Origin of the sequence: Tropicibacter naphthalenivorans (assembly GCF_900176475.1) — a bacterium.
In the GTDB taxonomy this organism is placed as follows: domain Bacteria; phylum Pseudomonadota; class Alphaproteobacteria; order Rhodobacterales; family Rhodobacteraceae; genus Tropicibacter; species Tropicibacter naphthalenivorans.
The window spans coordinates 283,784-310,384 of sequence record NZ_FWXX01000002.1 but is presented as its reverse complement, the minus strand read 5'-3'; the positions used below and the strand labels follow the sequence as shown (position 1 = coordinate 310,384).

At 63.6% G+C, this 26,601-nt stretch carries 25 protein-coding genes; 13 read left to right on the top strand and 12 right to left on the bottom strand.

Features of this window, described 5'->3' with window-relative positions:
* Positions 1–199: 199 nt before the first annotated feature.
* From B9A11_RS05835 to B9A11_RS21580, 3 genes are read right to left on the bottom strand one after another with little or no spacing between them, the layout of a single operon-like run.
* Complete coding sequence (locus B9A11_RS05835; RefSeq protein ID WP_058246832.1) at positions 200–1,126, bottom strand: tyrosine recombinase; 927 nt, start codon at positions 1,124–1,126, stop codon at positions 200–202.
* Positions 1,123–2,583 (bottom strand): hypothetical protein, encoded by a 1,461-nt coding sequence (locus B9A11_RS05830; RefSeq protein WP_058246833.1) that lies wholly within the window; start codon positions 2,581–2,583, stop codon positions 1,123–1,125. Before B9A11_RS05830 ends, B9A11_RS05835 begins: the two co-directional genes overlap by 4 nt.
* Positions 2,573–2,722 carry a hypothetical protein gene (locus tag B9A11_RS21580; protein ID WP_186009181.1) on the bottom strand — a complete coding sequence of 50 codons (150 nt, stop codon included), beginning with the start codon at positions 2,720–2,722 and terminating at the stop codon, positions 2,573–2,575. Before B9A11_RS21580 ends, B9A11_RS05830 begins: the two co-directional genes overlap by 11 nt.
* 96 nt (positions 2,723–2,818) lie before the next feature.
* Here B9A11_RS21580 and B9A11_RS05825 point away from each other — a divergent pair, with 96 nt between their 5' ends.
* Positions 2,819–3,391, top strand: a complete 573-nt coding sequence (locus B9A11_RS05825) for a shikimate kinase (RefSeq protein ID WP_058246834.1) — start codon at positions 2,819–2,821, stop codon at positions 3,389–3,391.
* Positions 3,388–4,500, top strand: a complete 1,113-nt coding sequence (gene aroB / locus B9A11_RS05820; RefSeq protein ID WP_058246835.1) for a 3-dehydroquinate synthase — start codon at positions 3,388–3,390, stop codon at positions 4,498–4,500. Before B9A11_RS05825 ends, aroB begins: the two co-directional genes overlap by 4 nt.
* Positions 4,501–4,601: 101 nt before the next feature.
* Here the strand turns inward: aroB and B9A11_RS05815 are convergent, their stop codons facing one another.
* Both B9A11_RS05815 and ssb read right to left on the bottom strand, forming a co-directional pair.
* On the bottom strand, positions 4,602–5,663 hold the full coding sequence (locus tag B9A11_RS05815) for a site-2 protease family protein (protein ID WP_058246836.1): 1,062 nt from the start codon (positions 5,661–5,663) through the stop codon (positions 4,602–4,604).
* A 174-nt stretch (positions 5,664–5,837) separates the two neighbouring features.
* Positions 5,838–6,371: a single-stranded DNA-binding protein gene (gene ssb / locus B9A11_RS05810; protein WP_058246837.1), complete on the bottom strand. Its 534-nt coding sequence runs from the start codon at positions 6,369–6,371 to the stop codon at positions 5,838–5,840.
* Between the two features lie 220 nt (positions 6,372–6,591).
* Here ssb and B9A11_RS05805 point away from each other — a divergent pair, with 220 nt between their 5' ends.
* On the top strand, positions 6,592–7,149 hold the full coding sequence (locus tag B9A11_RS05805; protein ID WP_234988767.1) for a lytic transglycosylase domain-containing protein: 558 nt from the start codon (positions 6,592–6,594) through the stop codon (positions 7,147–7,149).
* A gap of 96 nt (positions 7,150–7,245) precedes the next feature.
* Entirely contained in the window at positions 7,246–8,241 is a 996-nt protein-coding gene (locus B9A11_RS05800) for a hypothetical protein (RefSeq protein ID WP_058246839.1), read from the top strand.
* Here the strand turns inward: B9A11_RS05800 and B9A11_RS05795 are convergent.
* From B9A11_RS05795 to miaA, 6 genes are all read right to left on the bottom strand, one after another.
* Positions 8,222–10,306 carry a dipeptide ABC transporter ATP-binding protein gene (locus B9A11_RS05795; RefSeq protein WP_058246840.1) on the bottom strand — a complete coding sequence of 695 codons (2,085 nt, stop codon included), beginning with the start codon at positions 10,304–10,306 and terminating at the stop codon, positions 8,222–8,224. The two genes, B9A11_RS05800 and B9A11_RS05795, sit on opposite strands and share 20 nt — an antisense overlap.
* Positions 10,307–10,400: 94 nt before the next feature.
* Positions 10,401–11,591, bottom strand: coding sequence for an ABC transporter permease (locus B9A11_RS05790; protein ID WP_058246841.1), 1,191 nt, complete (start codon positions 11,589–11,591; stop codon positions 10,401–10,403).
* A 12-nt stretch (positions 11,592–11,603) separates the two neighbouring features.
* Entirely contained in the window at positions 11,604–12,650 is a 1,047-nt protein-coding gene (locus tag B9A11_RS05785; protein ID WP_058246842.1) for an ABC transporter permease, read from the bottom strand.
* Between the two features lie 104 nt (positions 12,651–12,754).
* Positions 12,755–14,410, bottom strand: a complete 1,656-nt coding sequence (locus tag B9A11_RS05780; RefSeq protein WP_058247124.1) for an ABC transporter substrate-binding protein — start codon at positions 14,408–14,410, stop codon at positions 12,755–12,757.
* A gap of 258 nt (positions 14,411–14,668) precedes the next feature.
* Entirely contained in the window at positions 14,669–15,526 is an 858-nt protein-coding gene (locus B9A11_RS05775) for a helix-turn-helix transcriptional regulator (protein WP_083499789.1), read from the bottom strand.
* Complete coding sequence (miaA, locus tag B9A11_RS05770) at positions 15,526–16,434, bottom strand: tRNA (adenosine(37)-N6)-dimethylallyltransferase MiaA (protein WP_058246843.1); 909 nt, start codon at positions 16,432–16,434, stop codon at positions 15,526–15,528. Before miaA ends, B9A11_RS05775 begins: the two co-directional genes overlap by 1 nt.
* 108 nt (positions 16,435–16,542) lie before the next feature.
* On the opposite strand from miaA, the gene pyrH reads away from it, so the two are divergent.
* Positions 16,543–17,277 carry a UMP kinase gene (gene pyrH / locus B9A11_RS05765; RefSeq protein ID WP_058246844.1) on the top strand — a complete coding sequence of 245 codons (735 nt, stop codon included), beginning with the start codon at positions 16,543–16,545 and terminating at the stop codon, positions 17,275–17,277.
* A 20-nt stretch (positions 17,278–17,297) separates the two neighbouring features.
* Here pyrH and B9A11_RS05760 read toward each other — a convergent pair whose 3' ends face one another.
* A complete protein-coding gene (locus tag B9A11_RS05760) occupies positions 17,298–18,221 on the bottom strand; it encodes a GlxA family transcriptional regulator (protein ID WP_058246845.1) in 924 nt (307 codons plus the stop codon).
* 157 nt (positions 18,222–18,378) lie between these two features.
* Here B9A11_RS05760 and frr point away from each other — a divergent pair, with 157 nt between their 5' ends.
* From frr to B9A11_RS05725, 8 genes are all read left to right on the top strand, one after another.
* A complete protein-coding gene (gene frr, locus B9A11_RS05755) occupies positions 18,379–18,942 on the top strand; it encodes a ribosome recycling factor (RefSeq protein ID WP_058246846.1) in 564 nt (187 codons plus the stop codon).
* A 187-nt stretch (positions 18,943–19,129) separates the two neighbouring features.
* Positions 19,130–19,855, top strand: coding sequence for an isoprenyl transferase (locus B9A11_RS05750; RefSeq protein WP_058246847.1), 726 nt, complete (start codon positions 19,130–19,132; stop codon positions 19,853–19,855).
* On the top strand, positions 19,852–20,637 hold the full coding sequence (locus B9A11_RS05745) for a phosphatidate cytidylyltransferase (RefSeq protein ID WP_058246848.1): 786 nt from the start codon (positions 19,852–19,854) through the stop codon (positions 20,635–20,637). Before B9A11_RS05750 ends, B9A11_RS05745 begins: the two co-directional genes overlap by 4 nt.
* Positions 20,637–21,806, top strand: coding sequence for a 1-deoxy-D-xylulose-5-phosphate reductoisomerase (gene dxr / locus B9A11_RS05740; protein WP_058246849.1), 1,170 nt, complete (start codon positions 20,637–20,639; stop codon positions 21,804–21,806). The genes B9A11_RS05745 and dxr overlap by 1 nt, the downstream gene beginning before the upstream one ends.
* Positions 21,807–21,822: 16 nt before the next feature.
* Positions 21,823–23,169: an RIP metalloprotease RseP gene (rseP, locus tag B9A11_RS05735; protein WP_058246850.1), complete on the top strand. Its 1,347-nt coding sequence runs from the start codon at positions 21,823–21,825 to the stop codon at positions 23,167–23,169.
* Between the two features lie 199 nt (positions 23,170–23,368).
* Positions 23,369–23,500, top strand: coding sequence for a hypothetical protein (locus tag B9A11_RS22425; RefSeq protein WP_268811226.1), 132 nt, complete (start codon positions 23,369–23,371; stop codon positions 23,498–23,500).
* A 119-nt stretch (positions 23,501–23,619) separates the two neighbouring features.
* Positions 23,620–25,992: an outer membrane protein assembly factor BamA gene (bamA, locus tag B9A11_RS05730; protein ID WP_058246851.1), complete on the top strand. Its 2,373-nt coding sequence runs from the start codon at positions 23,620–23,622 to the stop codon at positions 25,990–25,992.
* Between the two features lies 1 nt (position 25,993).
* Positions 25,994–26,572, top strand: a complete 579-nt coding sequence (locus B9A11_RS05725) for an OmpH/Skp family outer membrane protein (RefSeq protein WP_234988741.1) — start codon at positions 25,994–25,996, stop codon at positions 26,570–26,572.
* The last annotated feature ends 29 nt before the right edge of the window (positions 26,573–26,601 follow it).

Sequence of the window (26,601 nt, the reverse complement as noted above, 5' to 3'; positions counted from 1 at the left end):
CTTCTTCTCTTTAAAAATATCCCGGGGGAGGCCGCAGGCCAGGGGCGGAGCCCCCTTGCGCACCTTTGGTGTGACGCCCCCTTGCGCACCTTTGGTGTGACGCCCCCTTGCGCACCTTTGGTGCGACGCCCCATTGCGCACCTTTGGTGCGACGCGCCTTTGCGCACCTTTGGTGCGACGCCCCCAAACCCGCCAGAAATCACTCCTTCGCCAAAGGATGATGCTCCAGCACCAACTCCCGCAGCCGCTCGTCCAAGACATGGGTGTAAATCTCGGTCGTCGCCACATCCGCGTGCCCCAGCAAGGTCTGGATCGACCGCAGATCCGCCCCATTGGCCAGCAGATGCGTCGCAAAGGCGTGGCGCAGCGTGTGCGGCGTCACCTTTTCCGGTGAAACCCCCGCCTCGACCGCGAACTCCTTGATCAGCATGTAAAACGCATGGCGCGTCAAATGACCCGCTTTCCCGCGTGAGGGGAACAAGAACGCCGACGCCGCTTTCCCCTTCAATCGCGCCGCTTCCTCGGCCTCATCGCGCAAGGCCAGCCATTCGGCCAAGGCCAGACGGGCAGGGGGCGACAAGGGCACCATCCGCTCTTTCCCGCCCTTGCCACGGATCAACAGCATCCGAGGGTCGCCCCGCGCCGCCGAAATCGGCAAGGACACCAGCTCTGTGACCCGCATCCCCGTGGCGTAAAGCACCTGCATCAAACAGGCGTTGCGCGCGCGGTCCGCATCCGTCCGCCCATGCGCCGAGGCAGAGGTCAACAGCCGGTCCACCTCTTCCACCGACAGCGTCTTGGGCAGGCGTTTGTCGCGCCCCGGGCCGGAAATCTGCACCGCTGGGTTGTCCTCGCGCAGACCTTCGTCAAAGGCAAAGCGGTAGAGCTGCTTGATCGCCGACAACCGCCGTGCCCGCGTCGCGCGCGACAGCCCCAGCGTATCGCAATGCACGAGGTAATCCTCGATGTCCGACTTGGCGGCGCTGGCGAAATCGCGCCCCTGATCGGTCAGCCATTCCTCGACGTGGGTCAGGTCGCGCTCATAGGCGGCCAGCGTATTCGCCGCGGCGCCGCGTTCGGCGGCCAAGGCATCAAGGAACAGGGGCGACCACCGAGAGGCTTTCATCGCCGCGCCCTTTCCGCATCGAGGATCATCAGCTGCAACGCCCCGCGCCGCGCCACGTCCTCTAGGCCCACGGCGCGAAACGTCGCCAGAGCGTCCACCAAATCCTGCCCGTTGCCCTCGGCGCCAGAGGCAAACAGCGCGACGGCGCGCAGGATCACCTCGCCAAGGCGTCCCTCATCCAGTTGCGCGCGCAGCACGTCCGGCACCGGCGCGCCGCCAAAGGCCTGCGCCACCGCATCCGCATGGGGCAGGGCGGCGGTGGCTTCTGGTTTCTGCCCGCGCGCAATGGCGGTCAAAAAACGTGCCTCGGGATCGGTGGAGCCGTCCAAGACCACCGCCAGCTCTTCGTAAAAGGGCGACAGGAACCACGCCCGCTGCGCCATCCGCGCCGCACGCCCGGTCAGGTTCAGCGTCGAGAGTTGCTTGGCATAGAGCTGGCCAAAGGGCACCAGCAAGCGCGCGCTCGCCATCTGCGGCCACAGCTTTTCCAGCGTCTGTTCCACCAGATCGGGGGTGCCGCGCGACATGGCGGATTCGAAGTCCTGAAAGGCGCGCACCCGGTCCCAGACCCCGCCAGAGGCCGCAGGCCGCCGCAAGGTGTACAGCCCAAGCAGCCGGTTCGACGGCAGCGACCCGGCGCGCGCCAGCCGTTCGGCGGCCTCGATCTGCGCGCGCCAGCCGTTGTCGCCGGACAGGTCCAGCACCGAAAATTCCAACGGCAGGGGCGCGGTGGGCAGCGGCTCTCCAAGCGCTTCGAACAGGCGGAATTCCAGCGCGCTGGGGCGCACCGGGGGGATCAGCGCAGGCTCGCCCTCGGCCAGCTCCGGGTCGAGGAACCGCGCCAGCAGCTCGGCCCGCCGCGCCGGGATTTCGCCCAAGGCGCGCCCGGTCCCAAGGATCAGCTCGGCGCGGGCCCAGTCGCCGCCGCGGGCGGTGCAAAACACCCGCAAGGACAGATCCGTGCTTAGCCCCGGACGCGCCTCAAGCATTCGGCAAACCGGCTCTGACTGGCCCAGCAGCAGGTTCAGATCGGCCCACCGCAAGAACAGGCGGGGGTCTTCGATGCCCGCGATGTCCAGCAGGGCCAGCGCCTCTTCGACCGCGCCGCGTCCGCGCAGCCAGTCAATGCGCCGCGCCAAGTGGTCGATCGCCTCTGCCCCCTGCGACGGCGGCGTCGCCTCGGCCAGCATCAAGGTGCGCATCAGCTCGTTGATCGCGGGCAGCGCCGCGTCCACCGCCCCGGTCAGCGCCGCCAAGGTCTGGGGCTCTGACCCCAGCCACAGCGATCCGGGCAATCCGGTGACGCGCGCGGGCAACAAACCGGCGGCCGCGGGATTCGGTGCATCCAGCGGCATCTCGGCCACCGCCGGGGGCGCGGCGGACTGCGCCACGGGGGCCGACTGTGCGGCAACTGCACCGGGCAGGCACAGCAGCAAAAGCGCCAGCTTACTGGCCATCCAATTGAACCGGAACGCGAATTTCGGTCTGCGGCGGGCTAAAGTCCGCGCCAAAGGTTGGCCCCAGATAGGCATAGGCCACCAGCGCAATCGCGCCCAGTACCAACAGGTAGAACAGCCATTTGATGATGCGTCCCATATTCGCCTTTCCCTGCCTCGTCCTTTTTTCGAACTTATACCTAGCCTTTTTGCGCAGTTCACGTCATTCACGCAAGAAATTACCAATGGGCGAAGGATGGCCGACGTTAGTTCTCACAACCAATTGATCCTGCATAAGACAATCGTCTTTGTGGGCATGATGGGCGCAGGCAAGACAGCCGTGGGCCGGACGCTCGCGGCGCATTTGGGCGTGATGTTTCGCGATTCGGACCACGAGATCGAAGAGGCGGCGAATATGACCATCGCCGAGATCTTTGCCCGCGACGGAGAGCCGTTCTTTCGGCGCAAGGAACATCAGGTGATCGACCGGTTGCTGGATGGCGTGCCGGGTGTGCTGTCCACCGGGGGCGGGGCGTTCATGTCCGCCGATAACCGCCAGATGATCACCGACAAGGGCGTCTCGGTCTGGCTGGACGCGGACATCGACTTGCTTTGGGAACGCGTGCGCCACAAGGACACGCGCCCCTTGCTGAAAACCCCCGATCCCTACGGGACGCTGAAATCCCTCTACGAGGCGCGCGTGCCGGTCTATGCCAAGGCCGACATCGTGGTGAAATCCGAACCCGGCCTGTCGCTCGACGCCATGGCCGAAAAAGTGGCGCAAGCCCTGCTGGCACAGCGCCCCGACGTATTAGAGAGGCCGTTATGATCGAAGTGGTGCATGTCCCGCTGCCGGGGCGCGAATACGAGGTGCGCATTGGCCAAGGGCTGCTGGAAACGGCGGGCGCACAGATCGCGCCGCTGCTCAAACGCCCCAAGGTGGCGATTGTCTCGGACGAGAACGTAGCAGATCTGCATCTGGCAACGCTCGAAGCTGCGCTGGACGCCCAAGGCATCACCCATAGCGCCCTGCGCCTGCCCGCGGGCGAGAGCACCAAGCGCTGGCCGCATTTCGAACGCACCGTCGAGTGGCTGCTCGAGGAAAAAGTCGAACGCCGCGATGTGGTCATTGCCCTCGGCGGCGGCGTCATCGGCGACCTCGTGGGCTTTGCCGCATCGGTCCTGCGCCGGGGCGTGCGCTTTGTGCAGATCCCCACGTCCTTGCTGGCCCAGGTCGACAGCTCGGTGGGCGGCAAGACTGGCATCAACGCGCCGCAAGGCAAGAACCTGATCGGCGCCTTCCACCAGCCCGCCATGGTGCTGGCGGACATTGACGTGCTCGGCACGCTGACCTCGCGCGACTACCTCGCAGGCTACGGCGAAGTGGCCAAATACGGCTTGCTGGGCGATGCGGACTTCTTCACCTGGCTCGAAACCAACGGGCCCAAGGCCGCCGCCGGCGACACCGCCGCGCGCACCTATGCGGTCAAACGCTCGGTCCAGATGAAGGCCGACATCGTCCTGCGCGACGAAACCGAACAGGGCGACCGCGCGCTGCTCAACCTCGGGCATACCTTCTGCCACGCGCTGGAATCGGCCACCGACTACTCGGACCGCCTCCTGCACGGCGAAGGCGTGGCGATCGGCTGCGCGCTGGCCTTTGAACTTTCGTCCCGCCTTGGCTTGTGCAGCCAAGAAGACCCCAGCCGCGTGCGCGCCCACCTGCGTGAAATGGGCATGAAATGCGACCTCAGCGACATCCCCGGCGAGCTTCCCGGCGCCGAAGCGCTCCTCGACCTCATGGGCCAGGACAAAAAGGTCATCGACGGCCAACTGCGCTTTATCCTCGCGCGCGGCATCGGCGACAGCTTTGTCACCTCGGACGTCCCTCGCGACAAAGTCCTGACCTTGCTCGCAGAACAACTGGCCGCCCGCTAACCCGGACGGCCCCAACCCCTGGCGCACGCCCCAGCTTCTTCTCTTCCAAAATATCCCGGGGGAGGCCCAAAGGGCCGGGGGCAGAGCCCCCTCCATCACATCTACCGACGCGACCGCAAAACGATCAACTCGCCCACGTTCTCCCGCGTTGTATACCCTACGACCACCCCAGGCTTGTCCACCGCCGCAATCGCCGGCGCCTGCGCGAGCACATCCAACGCCTCTTCCAAGGGCGCTCCCAAGGGCATCTGCGGCACATCCACCATCTCCTCTGCCACCGGATGCGTGTTGTGCCCCTCGGCCATCGCCTGGAACAGCGCCCCGCGCGTCAGGAACCCTGCCAAACGGCCCTCCTGATCCAACACCGGGAACTCATGCTGCGTCGTGCGGATCAAAACCTGGCCCGCGACGTGCATCGGATCGCTGGGCGCGAGGCTCTCAAAGCTGGTGATCACCGCATCGCGCAACTTCAGCCCATGCGCGACAGAGCGCGACTCGACCTCGTTCGCCTCGGCCTGCGCGGCCATAAAGATGAACACGGCGATCAGCACCAGCACCAGGTTGCCCGAGGTGATCCCCCAAAAGGCAAACAGAAACGCCGCCACCTGGCCAATATTCGCGGCCAGCCTGGTCGCCTTCACCCGGTCCATCCGCGCCGCCAAAAGCGCACGCAGCACCCGGCCTCCGTCCATGGGAAAGGCCGGGATCAGGTTGAATACCGCCAAAAACAGGTTCACCGCCGCCAGCTGCCCAAGGAAATCCGCGCCGCTCATGGGATCGGCCAGCACCTGCGCATCGGTGGTCACACCAAGGCCCGTCAGCACCGCCCAGATCACCACGTTGACCGCAGGCCCGGCCAGCGCCACGGCCACCTCTTGCATGGGCTTTTCCGGCATCCGTTCCATCCGCGCCATGCCGCCAATCGGCAGCAAGGTGATGTCCGGCGTCTTGATCCCATAGCGCCGCGCCATCAAGGCGTGCCCATATTCATGCGCCACCACGCAGGCAAAAAGCGCGAGCACAAACAAGGTGTTGGCCAGCGCCGCCGCCGCGCCCCCGGACGACCAGGCACCCGCCGCAATCCACGCCAACAGCAGGAAAAACGTCGCGTGCACCCGCAGCTCTGACCCCAGAAAACGACCGATGGGAAATGACCAAGACATGACGTCTCCTGCCTGAATAACTTTTGGTTAATCAAAAGGTAGGATGCACCGGGGGCCAATGCCAGAGCAGACACCGCCCGGTGTAAAGAAAAACTGGGAGAAGAAAAAACTCGGCAAACAAAAACGGCGGGGCCGCTGGGGCACCCGCCGTTCGTGTTGTGAAATGCGTCCCGCTTAGAACGGGATTTCGTCGTCGATGTCGCGGGCCGGGGCGCGCGAGGGGCCAGAGCCACCGCCCGAAGAGCCGCCGCCATAGCCGCCATCGTCGTAGCCGCCGCCACCGCCGTAATCGCCGCCGTAACCGCCGCCCTGCGAGCCGCCGCCATAGCCGCCGCCACCACCAGAGCCGCCGCCGTCACGGCCATCCAGCATCACCAGCGTGCCGCCAAAGCCTTGCAGCACCACCTCGGTCGAATAGCGATCCTGACCGCTTTGGTCCTGCCACTTGCGGGTCTGGAGCTGGCCTTCGATATACACCTTGGAGCCCTTGCGCAGGTACTGTTCGGCCACACGCACCAGCCCCTCCTGGAAGATCGCAACCGAGTGCCATTCGGTGCGCTCGCGGCGTTCCCCGGTGTTGCGGTCCTTCCAGTTTTCCGACGTGGCGATCCGCAGGTTGCAGACCTTGCCACCGTTCTGGAAATTGCGCACCTCGGGGTCGCGCCCCAGATTGCCTACAAGGATCACCTTGTTCACGGAACCGGCCATTCTCTTCCCTTTCGAATCTTATCGGCGAATGTTGGCCGACCCTAACGCAAGGCAGCCCTGCCTGTAAGGGGCCGGGGGGCGGGGGGCTTCACGAATCTCGCCAATCGGCTAATATGCGCCCGAACTTAGTTAACGGGCGAATGGTATGGCTGGTAATTTGACCAGAGCGATGCGGGTGGGCATCAAGGCCACTTTCGGGGTGGCTATTGTCGTCGGTCTGATGGCGTCCAGCGCCGTGGCAGAGACCGCCACGAAAAAGCGTAAGCTGTTGTTTTCCACGCAGACGCGGGTGCTCGATACGCGGGCCGCCCAGCAGTACAACAACTCGGTGCGGCTGCTGCCGCCCAAGGTGGTCACGCCCACCAAGTGGGGCACGGCGGACGGCGGGCCTTTGCCCACATATCGTGGTAAATACAACGGCCCCTACGCCGAGATGGCCCGCGCCGCCGCGCGCCGGCATGGCATTCCCGAAGACCTGTTCCTGCGGCTGGTCATGCAAGAGTCGCGCTTTAACGCCAAGGCGCTGTCCCACAAGGGCGCGATCGGCCTTGCGCAGCTGATGCCCGGCACCGCGAAATCGCTGGGGGTCGATCCGCACGATCCGGCGCAAAACCTTGATGGCGGGGCGAAATATCTGAAAATCCAGTACCGCAAGTTCGGCTCTTGGAAGCTGGCTTTGGCCGCCTATAACGCCGGTCCCGGCGCGGTGATCAAACACGGCGGCGTGCCGCCCTACCGCGAAACGCGCAATTACGTTAAAAAGATATACGGAAGTTAACCTTTTTAATTCCTTTTTCATCGGGGGCACTTAAGCCTTCGTTATGCCTTTGATGCGACGGTCCGGACAGGCGGACGACATCAAAAGGGGCGGTTTATGCCGCAAAGGTTTCATTTCATCGGTCTCGCGTGGCGGACCCTGGTCGTCGCTTTGGCGATCGGCTTTGCTGTGCCTGTGGCGGCGCAAAACTGCCAGTTGCCGCCGGAACTGGCGCGGCTGACGCGTGTCCTGATGCCTCTGTCGCAAAGCCTTGGGTATCTGACCGATGCGCAGCGCGCCCGCATTTCGGACGCCTTGTCCGGCCTGTCCGAGGATGACGTGATCGCGGATTTGACCGAGAACGGCCTGCAAAGCACGTCCTCGACGGTGCTGGATATCCTTGCGACGGCGGATATTGCCGCCTCGGACGGGGTCATGCGCAACCCGCGGCGGTTGGCGAACCTGCTGTCCGATCTGGATGTGCAGGCGACGCTGGCCTGTCAGCAGGCCGATATGACCTTTTTCCAGAAAATCCAGAGCGGGCGATTGGGCGGCTTTCTGCCTGGCAGCCCCTCCGATGGTCTGTCAGAGCCGCGCAGCCAGCGCGAGCAAATGGTGACAGCCGGCAACCTGATCATGGTGCTGGCCGTGCTGATTGGCTCTTTTGTCGGGGTCGATGTGCTGTCGCGCTGGATTCTGGCGCTGGTCTATAACCGCAAGGCTTGCCGCATCTCCGCCGAGCTGCGCGTGGGCAGTACGGTCCTAAAAGGGCGGGTGATCACGCTTGGCAAGGGCGGTTTTCGCTTTTACGCGGCCAAGCCTGCGGCCTTTGACGAGCAACTACCCAGGATGCGCAGCGGCAAGGTGCGCTTGCAGATCGGTCAGCACGACGTGCTCGCGCAGATCGCAACGATCCACGAAAAAGTCACGGACTTTCGCTTTGCGCAGCCGATTTCCCTGCGCACGCAAAAGCAGATGCTGCGGCTGTCGTCGATTTCACCGTTCTACGTCAAGAAGTCCGGCGATGGCGACGATGCTTTGGTCGAAAAGGTGATCGGCGCCCCCGAAACCGGGCCGGGCGCGCCGGGCCGCGTCACTCAGCAGCAATCTTGATGACCGGCTCCATATTGGCCAACTCGGCGTCGGGCAGGTGGCACTTGACCTGATGGCCGTCGGCCAGGTGCCGCACCGGCGGGACTTCCTTCTCGCACAGACCGCCCGCCACCTTGGACTTCCACCGGCACCGCGTCTGGAACGGGCACCCGGGCGGCGGGTTCATCGCCGACGGAATGTCGCCCTCCAGCACGATATGCTGCTTTTGCACCTTGGTGTCGGCAATCGGCACCGCCGACAGCAGCGCCTCGGTATAGGGATGGTAGGGCGGGGCAAAGACCTGATCCGTGGTGCCCAGTTCCACCACATGGCCCAGGTACATCACCATCACCCGATCCGACAGATACCGCACGATGGACAGATCGTGGCTGATGAACAGCAGCGTGGTCTTTTGCTCGCGCTGGATTTCCATCAACAGATCGGTCACCGCCGCCTGCACCGACACATCGAGGGCCGAGACCGGCTCGTCCGCCACCACGATCCGCGCCGCCCCGGCAAAGGCCCGCGCAATCCCGACCCGTTGCTTTTGCCCGCCCGACAGCTGGCGCGGCATCCGGTCGGCAAAGGCGCGCGGCAGCTTGACCAGATCCAGCAACTCGAGCATCCGCTCGCGCCGCTCGGCGTCGCTGTTGCCCACGCCGAAAATCTCCAGCGCGCGCATGATTTGCCGCCCCACGGTCATCGACGGGTTCAGCGTGTCGAACGGGTTCTGGAACACCATCTGCACATCGGCAATCGTCCGGGTGTCGCGCGCCTCGATCGGCGTGCTCTCGATGTTGCGCCCGTCCAGCAAGATCGCCCCATCGGTCGCCGTCTCCAGCCCCATCAACACCTTGGCAAAGGTGGATTTTCCGCAACCGGATTCGCCCACAATCGCCAAAGTCTCACTCTCGCGCGCCTCAAAGCTCAGCGTTTCGTTGGCCTTCACCACCTTCTTGGCACCGGCCCCGCCGAACAAGGCATTGGCCGCCACCTCGTAGTATTTCTTGAGGTTGTCCATCTTCAGCACAACCTTGCCCGGCTCGGGTTTTTCTTTGACCTCGACCCCTTCAAGCGACGCCGCCCAGTCGATCTCGGCGAACTTCAAACAGCGTGTGGCATGGCGCTCGTTCCCCGGCACGTCGAACATCGGAATGTCCTGCGCATCACAGCGCCCCGCCTCGAAATAGTCGCAGCGCGGGCCAAAGTTACAGCCCGGCGGGCGCTCATGCGGCAAAGGAAAGTTCCCCGGAATGGCGACCAGCGGCCGGGCCGTCTTGTCCGCGCCGGGCAGGGGGATCGACCGGAACAGCGCCTGCGTATAGGGGTGTTGCATCTCGTCGAACACATCCGCGATCGACCCGCGCTCCACCGCTTCGCCGGAATACATCACGCAAATCCGGTCGCAGGTCTCCAACACCAGCCCAAGGTTGTGCGAGATGAACAGCATCGAGGTGCCGTACTTTGCCCCCAGCTCCTTGACCAGCTCGACCACCGCCGCCTCGACCGTCACGTCCAACGCCGTCGTCGGCTCGTCCAAAATCAACAGCGACGGCTCGGCCATCAGCGCCATGGCGATGACGATCCGCTGCTGCTGCCCGCCCGACAGCTGATGCGGATAGCTGTCCAAAATCCGTTTCGGATCAGGCAGTTTCACATCCGTCACCACCTGCAACGCCCGATCATAAGCCTCCTGCTCGGACACCCCCTTGTGGATGATCGGCACCTCCATCAACTGCCGCCCGATCTTCATCGCCGGGTTCAGCGAGGCCATCGGCTCTTGGTAAATCATCGCAATCTCAGAGCCCCGCACGCTGCGCAGCTCCTCGGCCGACATCTCGCCCAGATCGCGCCCCTTGAACTTGATCGACCCGCCAACGATCCGGCCATTCTTGCCCAGATCCTGCATCACCCCCAAGGCCACCGTGGACTTGCCACAGCCACTTTCGCCAACAAGGCCCACCGCCTCGCCGGGCATCACCTTGACGGAAAAATCCATCACCGCCGGGATTTCCCGCAACCGCGTAAAGAACGAGATCGACAGCCGATCAATCTCCAAAATCGGCCCATCATACGCATCTGTCATGCTTTCTCTCCCAGCCAAGGCACGTCGCAGCCCCTGTCTTCTTCTCTTTTCAAATATCCCGGGGTCTGGGGCAGCGCCCCAGTCCACAGAACAATCAATCGCGCAAGGACTCTTCGCGCAGACCATCCGCCAACAGGTTTAACCCCAGCACCAGCGACAACAGCGCAAAGGCCGGCGGCAAGGCAGGGTGCAGGTAGATCGACAACAGCTTGCGCCCCTCGTTGATGGTCGACCCCCAGTCCGGGCTCTCGGGCGGCAGGCCAAGGCCAAAGAACCCCAAGGTTCCCAGCAGGATGGTTGTGTAGCCAATGCGCAGGCAGAAATCGACGATCAGCGGCCCGCGCGCGTTGGGCAGGATTTCCCACAGCATGATGTACCACGGGCCTTCGCCGCGGGTCTGCGCTGCCGCCACGTAGTCGCGCGTCTTGATGTCCATGGCCAGCCCGCGCACGATGCGGAACACCGTGGGCGAGTTCACAAAGACCACCGACACGAACACCACCAAAATCCCGCCCGGCACGTCAAAGAAGTCCAGCGGCCAAAAGGCGATCTTGGATCCGGCCTCGTTGATCAGCGACAGGTAGAGCAGCGCGAGCGGCACCAGCACCACCGCCAGGTACAGCTTGTTCTTGCCCGGTTGCGTGCGGAACCGCGAATGGATCAGCACCGCAAAGAACACCAGCGGAAAGACGAATAAGACCACAGCCATGTACTGCGGCAGGCCCGTCGCGACGATCTCTGGCGTCACCAGCAGGTAGAACAGCAAGATCACCGGAAAGGCGAGGATCAGGTTCGCGGCAAAGCTCAGCACCGTGTCCAGCCGCCCGCCGTAATACCCCGCAGGCAGGCCCAAAGTGATCCCGACCATAAAGGCGAACAGCGTCGCCAAGGGCGCGATCTGGATCACCACCACCGAGCCTTTGACCACCCGGCTGAACACATCGCGCGCAAGGTTGTCACCGCCCAAAAGGTACCACGCGAACTGACCGTCTTCGGGGCGGCGCAGCGCGGTGCCGGGGACTTTGTTTTTCATGCCAGACACTTGGCTCAGCGCGTCATGCGTGGCGATCATGTCGAACAATCCGGTGAACAGCGCGGTGTAGACCCAGAACATCACGATGGCAAAGCCCACCATGCCGATCACGCTGTCGAACAGCTTGCCATACAGGCCAAGGTTGCGTTTGAACACAATCGACACGGCAAAGGTGGCGATCAAGGCAATCCACACCGGGGTGAACTGTAGGAACAATTGGGCGATGATGCCGCCCCAGGACAAAGCTTCCATGATCCGGCCCCCTTACGTGACGCTGATGCGCGGGTTGAGGTAGACATAGCCGATATCCGAAATCAGCTGCGTCACCAGAACCACGATGACCGACACCACAGAGACGCCCAAGAGCAGCTCGATGTCGTTGTTCCCGGCGGCCTGAACCAGCGTCCAGCCAAAGCCTTTGTAGTTGAACAGCGTCTCGACGATCACCACCCCGTTCAGAAGCCACGGGAATTGCAGCATGATGACGGTAAAGGGCGCGATCAGCGCGTTGCGCAGCGCGTGTTTCATGACGATGTTCGGAAAGCTCACGCCTTTTAGACGCGCGGTGCGGATATATTGCGCGGTCATGACTTCGGCCATCGACGCCCGCGTCATCCGCGCGATGTAGCCCATGCCATACAGCGCAATGGTCAGCACCGGCAGAAAGAAGTTCTCGAAATTTGCGTTCTCCATCGCCGAGGTCGCGGTGCCCTTGAACCATTTCAGCCCCACGGCAGAAGAGGCGAACACCGCGATGAACAGCACGCCCGATACGTATTCCGGCGTCGCCGTGGTGATGATCGAGGCGGTGGACAGCGACCGGTCGGTGACCGAGCCTTCGCGCATCCCGGCCAGAACGCCGATCAACAGCGCCGAGGGCACCATCAGCATCATCACCCAGAACATCAGCTTGCCCGTCAGGCCAAGGCGCGTGCCGATGATCGCGCCCACCTCATCCTTGAACACCGTGGACCAGCCCCAGTGCCCTTGCAGGATGCCGCAATAGCGCGGGGCGTCCTCGGCGGTCATCCCCGGCAGGATGCAGCGCCCGGACACGTCGCCATTCTCGGCGGTATGCGTGTAGGACGGCAAAACCCCCAGCCATTCGCCATACTTGACGGGCAGGGGTTGCAGATAGCCCCCCTTTTCCAGCCAGCTTGCCACCTCGGCGTCGGACATCCGAAAGTTGCCTTCGGTCTTGGCGAGCTTTTCAAGGTTTGGATAAAGGTTCGTCAGGAAAAAGACGAGGAAGGTCAGGCACAAAGCCGTCAGGATCATGACCCCGACGCGCCTGAGGATGAACAGTCCCATGGATGCCCCTGTCGGCTGGGGGCCAGTGCATTGCCGGCCCGTTTATCGTGACGCGCGGAGCGCGCGAAAAGGGGCCGCCACACGGGCGACCCCCAAGGCATCGCTTAGACGACGCTCCACTTGTAGATCTGCGGCAGATAGGCGATGTGCTGCTCTGCGCCCGCGACCTTGTCGGCGTTGTAGTGACGGTAAAGCGTGCGCCAGTACGGCTGGATCGTCACACCTTCGTCGATGATGATCGCCTGCATCTTGCCCATCACCTCGCGGCGCTTGTCCGCATCGGCGATGGCGTTGGCTTCGGCCAGCAGGGCGTCGAACTCGGGGTTGGACCAGCCAAACTCGTTCCACGCCTCGCCCGAACGATAGGCCAGACCCAGCACCTGCGTCCCCAAGGGACGGTGGTTCCAGTTGGTCGAGCTGAACGGATACTTGGTCCAGTCGTTCCAAAAGGTCGAGCCGGGCAGGATGGTGCGTTTCACCTTGAACCCTGCGTCGCGCAGCTGCGCCGCCACCGAGTCGGTGGTGTTCTTGCGCCAGTCATCGTCGATCGAGTGGATTTCCATCTCGAAGTCTTCCATGCCGGCCTCTTTCCACAGCTCCAGCGCCTTGACCGGATCGTAGGGCAGGCGGGTCACCGAAGGGTCATGCTCGGGGTGGACGGGGCCCACGTGGCAGTTGTCGGCGTTGATGCCGCGCCCTGCGTTGCCCAGCTCCAGGCAGATCTCGTTGTCCACGGCCATGGCAATCGCCTGACGCGCGCGCTTGTCGGCGTAGGGCTTCATGCCGTCCACTTCGGCCAGCTGGTTGGGGCGCACAACGATGGTCGAGCCGGTGGCAATCTCGGATTTCGCCCAGCCCAGACCATCGAGAATGTCGACAAAGTCGCCAACGGATTCGTACAGAACGTCGACCTCTTCGGCCTCGACCGCCGCGATCCACGCCGCCGGGTCGGTGCCGTAGTCGATGTATTCGATGGTGTCGAAGTAGAAACCGCCCTCGTCAAAGGCGCTATCGCCCCACCAGTCGCGGTCCTTGGTCACGACGGCCTTGACGCCGACCTCGTGGCTGGTGACGCGCATCGGGCCGGTGCCGATCAGATCGGCCAAGGGCGCGGTGGCGTCAAAGCCCGAATGCACAATCGCCGCCGGATAGTCGGCCATGCCGGGGATGATGGTGATGTCCGGGCTGGAGGTTTTCAGCACAACGGTGTTGCCATCCACGGTGATCGCGCCCTCGGCGGCCTTGCCGGTGGCCTCGTCGATCAGCGTCGCCATGCGGCCCGCCATCGAGTTACCCTCGACCGACTTGTCACACCAGCCTTCGATGTTGCGCGCCACGTCCTCGGCGGTAAAGGGATCGCCGTTGTTCCAGGTTACGCCCTCGCGCACGTGCAGGCGGAATTCGGTCGCGTCGTCGTTTACGTCCCAGCCGCTCAGCAGCATCCCGCGGAAGGTGCCGTCCGAGTTGTACTCGACCAGATATTCCAACGTGCCCGCCGTCAGATAGGCGATCTGCGTCCAATCGTAGGTGCGCGGATCCTTGAAGGCGCGCACTTCCATCTGCATCCGCACGGTGCCGCCGCGATTGGCGTGGGCCGCCGCCTGCGCGGGCTGGGCAAGGCCGCCCAGCATATAGGCCGCACCCGCGCCAACCCCCAAAGCGGTGGTGCGCGCAAGGAACTCGCGGCGATCCAGCAGACCTTGCTTGAATTCGCGGGCGTAAAGCGTGGCGCCCGGATGGATCCGGTCCTGCTTGGTCATGACTGTCATGTTATTCTCCCTGTGACATTTATCTGGCGGGGGCCTTTTGGCGCGATCTGCTGTGTTCTTGTCAGTCTGTCGCAGCATCCCCGGTTTTATTCTTAACATTGCGTATTGTTTCAAACCTCGCGTCAACGCTCTGCATCGGCGTTTTTAGGTCTAAAAACGACATATGCCTTATTCAAAAACGACAGCCCCGCCAGCGCAAGCCTGTTTTTGAATGTTTCAGCGATTTGGAGGGGGGTAAAAGGATTGAGTTTACCGGGGCAAACGCAGGTTTTTCTGGGCGTCGGCGCGCAGCGCGGTGGGGCTTTGCCCGGTATGATTGTGGACAAACCGCGTGAAATAGGCCGCCGAGGAAAACCCAAGGGCGCTGGCGATGTCCTGAATCGGCGGATGGGGCCGTTCCAGCGCGCTGCGGGCGGCGTGCAGCTTGCGTTCGGTCAGCATGTCCGCCGCCGTGCGCCCGCCGAATTTGCGGCAGATTCGGCTGAGGTGCGTGGGGGTGACGTCCAGCGCCTCGGCGTAATCGGCCATCAGCCGCGCGCTGGCATAATCGCGGGTGATCGCCTGCGCATAGCGCCGAACCAGCCGCTGCCCGGCGGTTTCCTTGGGCGCATCCGCCGTGCCCGCCTGCACTTGACGATACAGCCAGACAGAGATGAGCCGCACCTGCGCCTCCAGCGCCTCGGCGAGCAGGGCGCGGTCTTGGGTGATCTCGCGCGCCATGGCGTCGATGATCCCGGTCAGCTCGGCCTGCGCGAGGCTGTCACGAATGCGCAAAAGCAGCGGCTCATGCGGCATCCGAGGCGTCAGCCCGGCGGGACTGCGCACCATCAAGGCCTGCACACCGCTGGGCACATCCAGCGAAAACAGCGTGCCAGAGGGGACAAACAGCGCGTTGTTCATGGAAATCCCGCGCATCACGCCATTGATGACCACGCGCCCCTGACCGCGTGTCACCCAGATCAGCACGTCTTCGTCCCGGTCGTGCAGCAGCGAAAACTTCCACGCCGCGCCTTGGGTCAGCAGGTTGTACGACCCCGCCCGGATCGGCCCCGCGACCTTGATCGGCGAAGGCGGCATCGGCTTGGACAGGAAGGACGGCTTTTGCATCACGTCAGCTCGGCGGGGCGGATCGGGGTCCACGCCTTCATGCGGGCCTTGAACCACGTGCGTTGGCGTTTGGCGAATTGCCGGGTGAGGATGGTGGCGCGGGTACACGCCTCTTCCAGAGTCATTTCGCCGTCGATATAGGCCATCAGTTCCGCCGCGCCGATTGCCTTGGCCGAAGGCTGGTTGGGCGACCAGGTGTTGATGTTGGCGCGCGCCTCGTCCAGCGCGCCTTGGGCGATCATCTGGTCAAAGCGCTGCTCGATGCGCGGGGTCAGCCACTCCTTGGGGGCGTCAAAGACAAAGGCTTGTGTCTGGTCCAAGGGCAGCAGCGGCGGCGGCGTGTCGTCCTGCCAGGCGGCGATGCCTCGTCCGGTGGCGCGCTGCACCTCCCAGGCTCGGGCGACGCGGGCGGGGTTTTGCAGGTCGATGCGCGACTTGGTGTCCTCGTCCAGCTCGGCGATCAACGCGGCAAGCCCTTTTGCTTGCATCAGGTCTTCGCCCTCGGTGCGGATGGCGGGGGGCGTGGGCGGGATTTCCGCCAGCCCTTCGGTCAGGGCGGTGAAATACAGCCCCGTGCCGCCGACAATAATCGGACGCGGGCCATCCTGTAGCAAGGGCGCCACCTCACGCAGCCAATGCCCGACGGAATAGCTGTCGTAGCCCGACACATGCCCATACAGCAGATGCGGCGCGCGCGCCTCATCGTCCAGCGAAGGCCGCGCGGTCAGCACCCGCCAGTCGTCAAACACTTGAATCGCATCGGCATTTATAATGACACCGCCCTGCGCCTCGGCAATCGCCAAGGCAAGCGCCGACTTGCCGCTGGCGGTCGGCCCCGCGATCAGCACCGGGCGGTCTGGATCGACCGTATCGACGATCTGTGTGATTGCCGCTTGCGCACTGCTCATGCGGTCTGCCCTTTTTGTCGCGCCCTGCGGCCCGCGCACCATTGCAGCCGCCGCGATTTTCCGCCAAATATGCGCCGATCATACCCCCCAGCCAAGACGGAGCGCAACATGACCGACACAAGTATGGCGGACACGACCTATAAACGTGTGATGCTGAAGATTTCGGGTGAGGCGCTCATGGGGGATCAGGGCTTTGGCCTGCATCCGCCCACCGTGCAGCGCATCGCCCAAGAGGTGAAATCGGTGCACGATCTGGGCGTCGAGATTTGCATGGTGATCGGCGGCGGCAACGTGTTTCGCGGTCTCGCCGGCAGCGCCCAAGGGATGGAGCGTACCACCGCCGACTACATGGGGATGCTGGCGACGGTGATGAACGCGCTGGCGATGCAAAGCGCGCTTGAGGGTCTCGGGGTGTTCACCCGCGTCATCAGCGCCATCCGCATGGACGAAGTGGCCGAACCTTACATCCGCCGCCGCGCCGTCCGCCATCTGGAAAAAAAGCGCGTCTGCATTTTCGCTGCGGGCACCGGCAACCCCTATTTCACCACCGACACCGCAGCGGCGCTGCGCGCCAACGAGATGGCCTGCGAGGCGATCTTTATGGGCAAGAACGGCGTCGATGGCGTCTATGACAAGGACCCGCGCGAGCACGCCGATGCCAAGCGCTATGACGAGGTGACCTTTGACGAGGTGCTGGCGCAGAACCTCAAGGTGATGGATGCCTCGGCGATTGCGCTGGCGCGCGACAACAACCTGCCCATCGTGGTCTTTCCGCTGGATGAGCCGGGCGGCTTCCGCGGCATTCTGGCCGGACGGGGCACCTGCACGCGCGTGCACGGCTAACCCGTTATCAACGCATGATTTTACCGCCGCGCGGCCCGTGTGCTGCGCGGCGGTTCTTTGTAGAGGGCCTTGTAGCTGCGGGTAAAGGCAGAGGGAGAAGCAAAGCCCGTCGCCTGCGCCACGTCGCTGACGGGCAGGTCGGTATCCTGGACTAGCTGTTGCGCGCGCTCCAGCCGCATTTCCAGATAGATCTGCGCGGGCGTCTTGTTCAGGGTTTGCCGGCAGATGCGCCGCAGCTGTTTGAGCGACAGGTCCAGTTCCTCGGCGATCCGTTCGAGCGGCAGGGGATCGTCGAGGTGAGTCGCCATGATCGCCTGCATCCGGTCCAGCACGGGATCAGAGGTCTGGCTAAGCCGCTGCGTCTGGCCGGTGTCGCGCAGGTGCCCGCGCTCAAGGCTTTCGGCCACTTGCACCGCCAGCGCGGTGGACTGCACGCGGCCAACCCACGCCAGCATCGCATCGCCCGCGGCCAAACCGCCCCCCGTGGTCAGCCGCCGCCGGTCGTAGCAAAAGCTGCGCGGCGACAGCGCCACATCGGGGAATTTCTCGGTAAAGCCGGGGGTGGCGGACAGGTCGATCACCGCCTCGCGCCCCGCCAGCAGCCCCAACCGCGCCAGCACCAAGCCGCCCGCCTCGATCCCGCCAAGGGTCGCGCCCGCGCGGTCCGCCTGGATCAGGAAACTGCGCAACCCCATGGGCAGATGGTCCAAGGCCCGCGCCCCGGCGCACAGCAGCACCAGATCATAGCCCGGCGCAGCGGTCCAATCGGCGGCGGGGGCAGGCACGCTTAGCCCGTCCTCTGACACAGCCTGCCCGGTCATCGACAGCACATCCCAGGTAAACAGCTGCTGCCCCGCGCACAGGTTCGCCAGCCGCAGCACCTGCACGACCAGCGCATAGGCCAGCATATGAAAGCCGGGAAAGAGGATCAGGCAAATGTGCATTGGACAACAGGGGCAGGGGGCTACACCCCTGTTTTCGCGCAAAAAGGTAAAGGCTTCGTTCCAAAGCGCGTGACCAAATCGCGCGACGCGGCTATACAATCGCGCCAACTGGCCTTAGACAAAGGCCCAAACGACTAAAAAGCACACCGAGGACCCCATGTCTGACGATTTCGTACTCGACACTGACGATCTTACCCGCCGCATGGAAGGCGCGATGGCCAACCTGCGCACCGAATTTGCCTCGCTGCGCACCGGGCGCGCGTCTGGCTCGATGCTCGAGCCGATCATGGTCGACGCCTATGGCTCTATGACGCCGATCAACCAGGTGGGCACCGTCAACGTCCCCGAGCCGCGCATGGTCACCATCAACGTCTGGGACAAGGGTCTTGTGGGCAAGGTGGAAAAGGCGATCCGTGAAAGCGGTCTGGGCATCAACCCGCAGCTCAACGGCACGATCATCATGCTGCCGATCCCCGAGCTGAACGAGGAACGCCGCCGCGAGCTGGGCAAGGTCGCCGCGCAATACGCCGAGCACGCCCGCGTGTCGATCCGCAACGTGCGCCGCGACGGCATGGACCAGATCAAAAAGGCCAAGGCCGACGGCATGTCCGAGGACGACCAGAAGCTCTGGGAAGGCGAAGTGCAGGATCTGACCAACACCTACGTCAAGAAGGTCGACGAGGCGCTGGAAAACAAGCAAGAAGAGATTATGCAAGTGTAACCAAGGTTGCATGGGTATCAGCAAACCGGCGGGGGCAACCTTCGCCGGTTTTGCATATCCGCGCACCGTGCCTTGTCGGCACGCATTCGCCGCCATTTTTAGCATTTCGTCCGAACGGTTTTGGAATCGGTCGGCGCTTGGTCTAAAAGGGGCGCATTCGTGATCCGTAGTTTAAGGACCAAACCATATGGCAAAACCGTTCCTTGAGACCGATGGGCCAAAGCATGTGGCCATCATCATGGACGGCAATGGCCGTTGGGCCACGCAGCGCGGCCGGCCCCGGCTGTTCGGCCACCACGCGGGCGCGCGCCGGGTGCGCGAGATCGTCGAGGCCTGCCCCGAATACGGCGTCAAGTATCTGACGATCTTTGCCTTTTCCACCGAGAACTGGAAGCGCACGCAGGTCGAGGTCGCGGGCCTCATGAGCCTGTTCCGCCGCTACATCATGAAGGAAATGCAGGCCTTCGTGAAGGAAAACGTGCGTGTGCGATTCATTGGTGACCGCCCCCGGCTGGACAAGAAACTGCGCGGGCTGATGGACGAGGCCGAGGAGATGACCTCGCATTGCACCGGCACCAACCTGACGATTGCGCTGAACTACGGGGGCCGCGACGAAGTCGCCCGCGCGGTGCAGCGCCTTGCGCAGGATGTGGCCGACGGCAAGCTCTGCCCCAGCGACGTACACGAGGAAACCTTGCCGAAATACTTGGACACCTGCGTGCTGCCCGACCCCGATCTGGTGATCCGCACCAGCGGCGAGGCGCGGATTTCGAACTTTTTGCTCTGGCAGTCGGCCTATGCGGAATACGAATTCGTCGACACGCTCTGGCCGGATTTCTCATCGGATGAGTTCGGCAAGCTGGTCGGCCAATACGGCAAGCGCGACCGCCGCTTTGGCGCGGTGACCGCATGAGCAAGGCCAACTGGGAAGACCTCGCGCCGCGCGCCATTTCCGGCGTTGTGATGATCGGCGTCGGGATGATCGCGGTGTCCTTGGGCGGGCTGTGGTGGCAGGGGCTGATCGCGCTGATCTGCGGCGGCATGGTCTGGGAGCTGGTCTGCATGGTCGACACCGGCCGCACCAAGAGCCAGTACATCCTCGCCGTGGCGACCGCGGTTTGCGCGCTGGCGGCCATTAACCTGCCGCCGTCGTTCGCTTTGCCGCTGCTGTTGTTGCCGTCGATGCTGGGCTTTACCCGGATGGAGCGCGGCGGCGTGACCTACGCGGTCACCGCCATGATGATCATGCTGGCGGGCTATTCGATGATGGCCCTGCGCAGCGATTACGGCCTGACGTGGATGCTGTGGCTTGTCTGCGTCGTGGTGGCCACCGATGTGATGGGCTATTTCGCGGGCAAAGCCATTGGCGGCCCGAAGTTCTGGCCCCGCGTCTCGCCGAAAAAGACGTGGTCGGGCACCGTGGGCGGCTGGGTCGGCGCGGCGCTGGTCGGCGCGTTCTGGGCCGGTTGGACCATCGAAGGCGCTGGCCTCATTGGCATTTCCATCGCGGTCAGCATGGCCAGCCAGATCGGCGACGTGGCCGAAAGCGCGATCAAGCGCAAGGCGGGCGTCAAGGACAGCTCTCATCTGATCCCCGGTCACGGCGGGTTGATGGACCGCTTTGACGGGATGCTTGGGGCCTCGGTCTTCTTGGTGATCGCCGGGCAGATTGTCGGCTTTCCGCCGGGGGTATAATGCGCAGAGTTTCGATTTTTGGCAGCACCGGGTCGATTGGGCAGAACACCATCGACCTGATCGCCCGCGACCCCGGCAGCTATCAGGTGGTCGCCCTGACCGGCGGGCGCAACATTGCGCAACTGGCCGACGACGCGCGCCGATTGAACGCCGAACTGGCGGTGACTGCGCATGACGAGCTGTTGGACGATCTGCGCGCCGCGCTGGCCGGATCGGGGGTCGAGGCGGCGGCGGGGCGCACAGCCTTGGTCGAGGCCGCCAGCCGTCCTGCCGATTGGGTCATGTCCGCCATTGTCGGCGCGGCTGGGCTGGAGCCGGGGTTGCGCGCGCTCGAACAAGGGGCCGATCTGGCGCTGGCCAACAAGGAAAGCATGGTCTGCGCCGGGGGCCTGATGCTGCGCACCGCGCGCGCACAGAACGCCCGCCTATTGCCGGTGGACAGCGAGCATTCGGCGGTCTTCCAAGCCCTCATTGGCGAAGACCTATCCGCCGTGGAACGCATCATCATCACCGCAAGCGGCGGCGCTTTCCGCGACTGGCCGCTGGCAGACCTTGAGAAGGCGACGCCCGAACAGGCCGCCACCCATCCCAACTGGGACATGGGCCAGCGGATCACCATCGACAGCGCCTCGATGTTCAACAAAGCCCTGGAGCTGATTGAAACCAAAGAGTTTTTCGGCATCGACCCGGCCAAGATCGAAACCGTCGTGCACCCGGAATCGATGATCCATGCGCTGGTTGGCTTTAACGACGGGGCGTTGATGGCCCACGTCGGGCCGCCCGACATGCGCCACGCCATCGGCTTTGCGCTGCACTATCCGCAGCGGCAAAAGCTGCCCGTCGAACGGCTCGATCTGGTGAAACTGGGCCAGCTGACGTTCCGCGAGCCGTGCGAGAAACGCTGGCCCGCCCTGCGCCTTGCGCGCGAAGTCATGCAGGCGGGCGGCCTGATGGGCGCGGTGTTCAACGCCGCAAAAGAAGAGGCGCTGGACGCATTTATCGCCAAACAGATCACTTTTCCGCGTATGGCCGGGGTGGTTGAGGATGTTTTAACCAGTCTTTCGTCCCAAGCGGGCCATAATACTGACGCGATTACTCTTGATATGGTTGCAGAGGCTGACCATCTGGCACGACAAGCGGCCGCTGCGGTCATCGCACGTAAAGCCTGATTAGAAGGGGCATGTTTTGGACCTGACGACAATGATACCGCAATTTGGCGGGTTTCTCTGGACAGTGGTGTTTTTCATCGTCGCCCTGTCGATCATCATCGCGATCCACGAATACGGCCACTACATCGTCGGCAAGAAATCCGGCATCTTTCCCGAGGTGTTCAGCCTTGGGTTTGGGCCGGTGATCTGGTCGCGCATGGATGGCGACGGCACCAAGTGGCAAATCGCGGCGATCCCCTTTGGCGGCTACGTCAAGTTTCGCGGGGATGCGAATGCCTCTGGCGGGGTGGACGCCGACGCGATGGAGGCGCTCGACGAAGACGAAGTGCGCCACACCATGCACGGCGCGCCGCTTTGGGCGCGCACGGCGACCGTTGCGGCGGGGCCGGTGTTCAACTTTATCCTGTCGATTGCGATCTTTACCGGCGTGATCATGTACCAGGGCACCACCGCCGATCCGCTGACCATCGCCAACCTCAAGCCGGTCCCCGGTACGCAGGAACTCCGCGAAGGCGATGAGATCCTGGCGATAGCGGGCCGCGCCTTGCCCTCGGCCGAGGATGGCGCGCTGTACAATGAATTCATGGCGAACCTGCCGCAGCAGCCGGTGCTGGATTACACGGTTAAACGGGGTGGGCAGGAACTGACAGTGCAGGGGCCGTACTTCCTGTTGCCGCTGGCGGGGGGCGTTGCGCCGCGCTCTGCCTCTATGGATGCAGGGCTGGAAGCCGGTGACATCATCACCCACATCAATGGCGAGCCGGTCTTTGCCTTCAAGCAGTTGCAAACCGCTGTCGAAGGGTCGGGCGGCGACGCTGTGGCGCTGACCATCTGGCGCGACGGCGAGGTTCTGGACAAAACCCTGACCCCGCGCGTCACCGACGAGCCGCTGGCAGATGGGGGCTTTCGCACCGTTTACCGCATTGGTCTGGCCAGCGGTCTGCTGTTCGAACCCGACACCGTGGCGGTGGGCCTTGGCGACTCGCTCAGTGGCGCTGTGGGGCAGGTGGGCCGGATCATCACCGGGTCCGTGTCCGGGCTGTGGCACATGGTGACGGGGCAGATCAGCACCTGTAACCTGTCCGGCCCCATCGGCATCGCGGAAACCTCTGGCGATATGGCGAAACAGGGCACCACGAACTTCCTGTGGTTCATCGGCGTGCTGTCCACGGCGATTGGCCTGCTGAACCTCTTCCCGATCCCGGCGCTGGATGGCGGGCACCTGATGTTCTACGCCTACGAGGCTGTCTCGGGCCGTCCGCCCAGCGACCGCGCGCTGCAAGTGCTGATGTCCATCGGCATCACCTTGGTTCTGGCGATGATGGTGTTCGGTCTGGGCAACGACATCCTGTTCTGCCCGTAACCGATACGCGGCCACTGCCTATTAAAATTCGACCGGCGTTCCCCGCGGAGCGCCGGTTTTTTGTTGCCCAAACCGCAACCAATCCCCGGTTCCAACGGTTACATTGTTGAACCAGCGGCCAAAAACCCCGCGCGAGCGGTCAAACTTATGCCCGATTCACCACGCATAAAGGGGTTAAGACCACGAAAGGACCGAATCCATGCACACGCTTCACGCCGGATACCGCAGCATGTCAGTGCTTATGGCGATCAACTGGGACCGTCTGCTGTACATCTGCACCATCGTTTTCGCCCTGTTCTTTGGGGCGTACCTTGGGACCGTCCTGCAGTAGTCCTGCAATAATTAACGTCTGGCCCGAGAAAGACGGCAATTCGCCGCCTCGGGCTTTTGACAAGGCTGGCCAATCCCGATACTCAACATCTTGAGGGATGTCGGAGTGAAAGTCGGAAAATGGCACAAGTCATTCAGCCGCGTGAAAACGCGCGCAACGCAGCAGCAACGAAATTGGACAAGGCAGTGCGGGCCGTCGCGCTGTCTTTTGTCATGGCCACGGGTGCCGGGATCGGGATGCTGCCGCAGATCGCCCACGCGCAGGCCTATTCGTTTTCCAACGTATCGATCGAAGGCAACCAGCGCGTCGAGGCCGGGACCATCCTGTCCTACGCAGGCATCGCGCGCGGCCAGACCGTGTCCGCCGGTGAGCTGAACGATGCCTACCAGCGCCTCGTCGCCTCTGGCCTGTTCGAACAGGTCGAGATCATTCCGCAGGGCGGCACGCTGGTCATCAAGGTGGTGGAATACCCGACGATCAACCAGATCGCCTTTGAGGGCAACAAGCGCATCAAGGACGAAGACCTTGCCGCCATCGTGCAATCGCAATCGCGCCGGGTGTTTTCCCCGCGCGTGGCAGAGGCCGACGCCCAGCAAATTTCTCAGGCCTATGTCCAGCAGGGCCGCGTCGCCGCGCGTGTCTCGCCCAAGGTGATCCGCCGCCGTGACAACCGCGTCGATCTGGTGTTCGAAGTCTTCGAAGGCGGCGTGTCCGAGATTGAGCGCATCGGCTTTACCGGCAACGCGGCGTTTTCCGACCGCCGTCTGCGCCGCGTCATCGAGACCAAGCAAGCCGGTCTGTTGCGCGCGATCATCAAGAAAGACAACTTTATCGAAGACCGCATCGAGTTCGACAAGCAGCTCTTGCGCGACTTCTACAGTGCCCGTGGCTACGTCGATTTCCGCATCACCGGCACCAACGGCGAAATCGCGCAGGAACGTGACGGGTATTTCGTGAACTTCACCGTCGAAGAGGGCCAGCAGTTCTCTGTCGGCGAGGTCACCGTCACCTCGGACCTGCCCGAGGTGGACCCGGAGATCTTTGAAAAAGCCGTGCGCCTGCGCTCTGGCAAGGTTTACTCGCCCTCTCTGGTCGAGAATGAAATTGCCCGGCTTGAACGTCTGGCGATCCGCGAGGGGCTGAACTTTGTCCGCGTCGATCCGCGCATCAACCGCAATGACCGCGACCTGACGCTGGACGTGGAATTTCAGCTGACCCGCGGCCCGCGCATTTTCGTCGAGCGTATCGACATCGAGGGCAACACCACCACCATGGACCAGGTGGTGCGCCGCCAGTTCGAGGTGGCCGAGGGCGACCCGTTCAACCCGCGCGCCATCCGCGAAAGCGCCGAGCGTATCCGCGCCTTGGGCTTTTTCACCAACGCCGACGTGCAGGCTCGCGAAGGCAGCACCCCGCAGCAGGTCGTCATCGACGTGAACGTCGAAGAGGCGCCCACCGGCTCGATCAGCTTTGGTGGCTCGTATTCGACCACCGCGGGCTTTGGTCTGGCGCTCAGCTTTTCCGAGCGGAACTTTTTGGGTCGGGGGCAGTACCTGTCCTTGGGGATCAACACCTCGTCCGACACCAAACGCTATTTCCTGAGCTTTGCCGAACCGGCCTTTCTTGGGCGCGAGCTGACCTTTGCCACCAACCTCAGCTATACGGAATCCACCGAGATTTCCGACGAATATGACGCCGAGAATGGCGCCTTTGGTCTGTCGCTGGAATTCCCGGTGTCGGAAAACGGCCGTCTTGGGGTGAATTACAAGCTGGGCTATTCCAATCTCGTCGATCCCGATGGGACCGGCAGCTATGGCGGCATTGTTGCCAACGAAATCGCCATGGGCGAGATCTTTGACAGCTCGCTGGGCTACAAATACACCTACGACACGCGCCGCACCGGGCTGGATACCACGGCGGGCGTCTTGTTCGAATTCGGTCAGGACTTTGGCGGCCTTGGCGGGGACCGCAACTTTGTGCGCACCCAAGCCAAGATCGTGGCGCAAAAGAAAGTCATGAACGAAGAGGTCACCCTGCGGGCCACGCTTCAGGGCGGCGCGCTGAATTATACCAAGGGCCAGACCCGCGTTGGCGACCGCTTCTTTACCGACCCGGACATCATGCGCGGCTTTGCCTTTGGCGGCATCGGCCCGCGTGAGATCGGCGCCGGGGTGAACGACTCTCTGGGCGGTGAATACTACGCCACCGCGCGCTTTGAGGCCGAGTTCCCCGTGGGCCTGCCCGAGGAATACGGTATCCGCGGCGGCGTTTTCTATGACATCGGGTCCGTCTGGGGTCTGAGCGACACCAGCGGTGTGGCGGCGGGCAACCAGATCGTGTCCGAGGCCTTCGAAGACCGCCAGACCATCGGCGTGTCGATCCTGTGGGACAGCGTGCTGGGCCCGCTGCGCATGGACTTTACCGAGCCGTTGAAAAAGAAGCCCTACGACGAAACGCAAAGCTTTAACCTGTCCGTCTCGACAGAGTTCTAAGGTGCGCGGGCTGCGGGCTGTGATCCTTGGCGCGTCGCTGGGCCTTGGCTTGGCGATGCCGCTTGGGGCGTTTGCGCAATCCATCGGCGGGCCGCTGAGCCAAGGCGTGGTGCAAAGCCCCGTCTTGGTGGTGCAGTTCGACACGGTGTTCGCCGACAGCGCCTTTGGCCAGCGGATCACCGCCGAGCTGGAGGCCGAGGGCGCGGCGATCTCTGCCGAAAATCGCCAGATCGAGGCGCAGCTGACCGAGGAAGAGCGTCAGCTGACCGTGCAGCGCGAAACCATGGCCCCAGAGGCCTTTCGCGCCCTTGCCGACGCCTTTGACGCCAAGGTTCAGCGCCTGCGCGCCGAACAAGACGCCAAGGCCCGCGCGCTTGGCACCAAAAGCGAAACCGCCCGGCGCGATTTTCTGACCGTCGCGCAGCCCGTGCTGGAACAGCTGATGGCAGAGGCGGGCGCGGCGGTGATCCTGGAACGCCGCGCGGTCTTTGCCGCGCTGGACGCCATCGATATCACCGATCAGGCCATCGCCCGCGTCAATGAGGCCATCGGCGACGGCGCAGCCCCGCCCGAACAGTGACGCCCCGCTTGCCCAAAGCCCCGCGGATT

Bases quoted from the DNA above. Each gene is read 5' to 3' on its own strand.
- dxr (WP_058246849.1), top strand. From the start codon at position 20,637: ATGCGCAGAGTTTCGATTTTTGGCAGCACCGGGTCGATTGGGCAGAAC.
- pyrH (WP_058246844.1), top strand. From the start codon at position 16,543: ATGACCGACACAAGTATGGCGGACACGACCTATAAACGTGTGATGCTG.
- bamA (WP_058246851.1), top strand. From the start codon at position 23,620: ATGGCACAAGTCATTCAGCCGCGTGAAAACGCGCGCAACGCAGCAGCA.
- B9A11_RS05825 (WP_058246834.1), top strand. From the start codon at position 2,819: ATGGCCGACGTTAGTTCTCACAACCAATTGATCCTGCATAAGACAATC.
- B9A11_RS05835 (WP_058246832.1), bottom strand. From the start codon at position 1,126: ATGAAAGCCTCTCGGTGGTCGCCCCTGTTCCTTGATGCCTTGGCCGCC.
- miaA (WP_058246843.1), bottom strand. From the start codon at position 16,434: ATGAGCAGTGCGCAAGCGGCAATCACACAGATCGTCGATACGGTCGAT.
- B9A11_RS05830 (WP_058246833.1), bottom strand. From the start codon at position 2,583: ATGGCCAGTAAGCTGGCGCTTTTGCTGCTGTGCCTGCCCGGTGCAGTT.
- B9A11_RS05745 (WP_058246848.1), top strand. From the start codon at position 19,852: ATGAGCAAGGCCAACTGGGAAGACCTCGCGCCGCGCGCCATTTCCGGC.
- B9A11_RS05785 (WP_058246842.1), bottom strand. From the start codon at position 12,650: ATGGGACTGTTCATCCTCAGGCGCGTCGGGGTCATGATCCTGACGGCT.
- B9A11_RS05800 (WP_058246839.1), top strand. From the start codon at position 7,246: ATGCCGCAAAGGTTTCATTTCATCGGTCTCGCGTGGCGGACCCTGGTC.
- B9A11_RS05750 (WP_058246847.1), top strand. From the start codon at position 19,130: ATGGCAAAACCGTTCCTTGAGACCGATGGGCCAAAGCATGTGGCCATC.
- frr (WP_058246846.1), top strand. From the start codon at position 18,379: ATGTCTGACGATTTCGTACTCGACACTGACGATCTTACCCGCCGCATG.
- B9A11_RS05780 (WP_058247124.1), bottom strand. From the start codon at position 14,410: ATGACCAAGCAGGACCGGATCCATCCGGGCGCCACGCTTTACGCCCGC.
- ssb (WP_058246837.1), bottom strand. From the start codon at position 6,371: ATGGCCGGTTCCGTGAACAAGGTGATCCTTGTAGGCAATCTGGGGCGC.
- B9A11_RS05795 (WP_058246840.1), bottom strand. From the start codon at position 10,306: ATGACAGATGCGTATGATGGGCCGATTTTGGAGATTGATCGGCTGTCG.
- aroB (WP_058246835.1), top strand. From the start codon at position 3,388: ATGATCGAAGTGGTGCATGTCCCGCTGCCGGGGCGCGAATACGAGGTG.
- B9A11_RS05760 (WP_058246845.1), bottom strand. From the start codon at position 18,221: ATGCACATTTGCCTGATCCTCTTTCCCGGCTTTCATATGCTGGCCTAT.
- B9A11_RS22425 (WP_268811226.1), top strand. From the start codon at position 23,369: ATGCACACGCTTCACGCCGGATACCGCAGCATGTCAGTGCTTATGGCG.
- B9A11_RS05790 (WP_058246841.1), bottom strand. From the start codon at position 11,591: ATGGAAGCTTTGTCCTGGGGCGGCATCATCGCCCAATTGTTCCTACAG.
- B9A11_RS05775 (WP_083499789.1), bottom strand. From the start codon at position 15,526: ATGCAAAAGCCGTCCTTCCTGTCCAAGCCGATGCCGCCTTCGCCGATC.
- B9A11_RS05815 (WP_058246836.1), bottom strand. From the start codon at position 5,663: ATGTCTTGGTCATTTCCCATCGGTCGTTTTCTGGGGTCAGAGCTGCGG.
- B9A11_RS05805 (WP_234988767.1), top strand. From the start codon at position 6,592: ATGGCGTCCAGCGCCGTGGCAGAGACCGCCACGAAAAAGCGTAAGCTG.
- B9A11_RS21580 (WP_186009181.1), bottom strand. From the start codon at position 2,722: ATGGGACGCATCATCAAATGGCTGTTCTACCTGTTGGTACTGGGCGCG.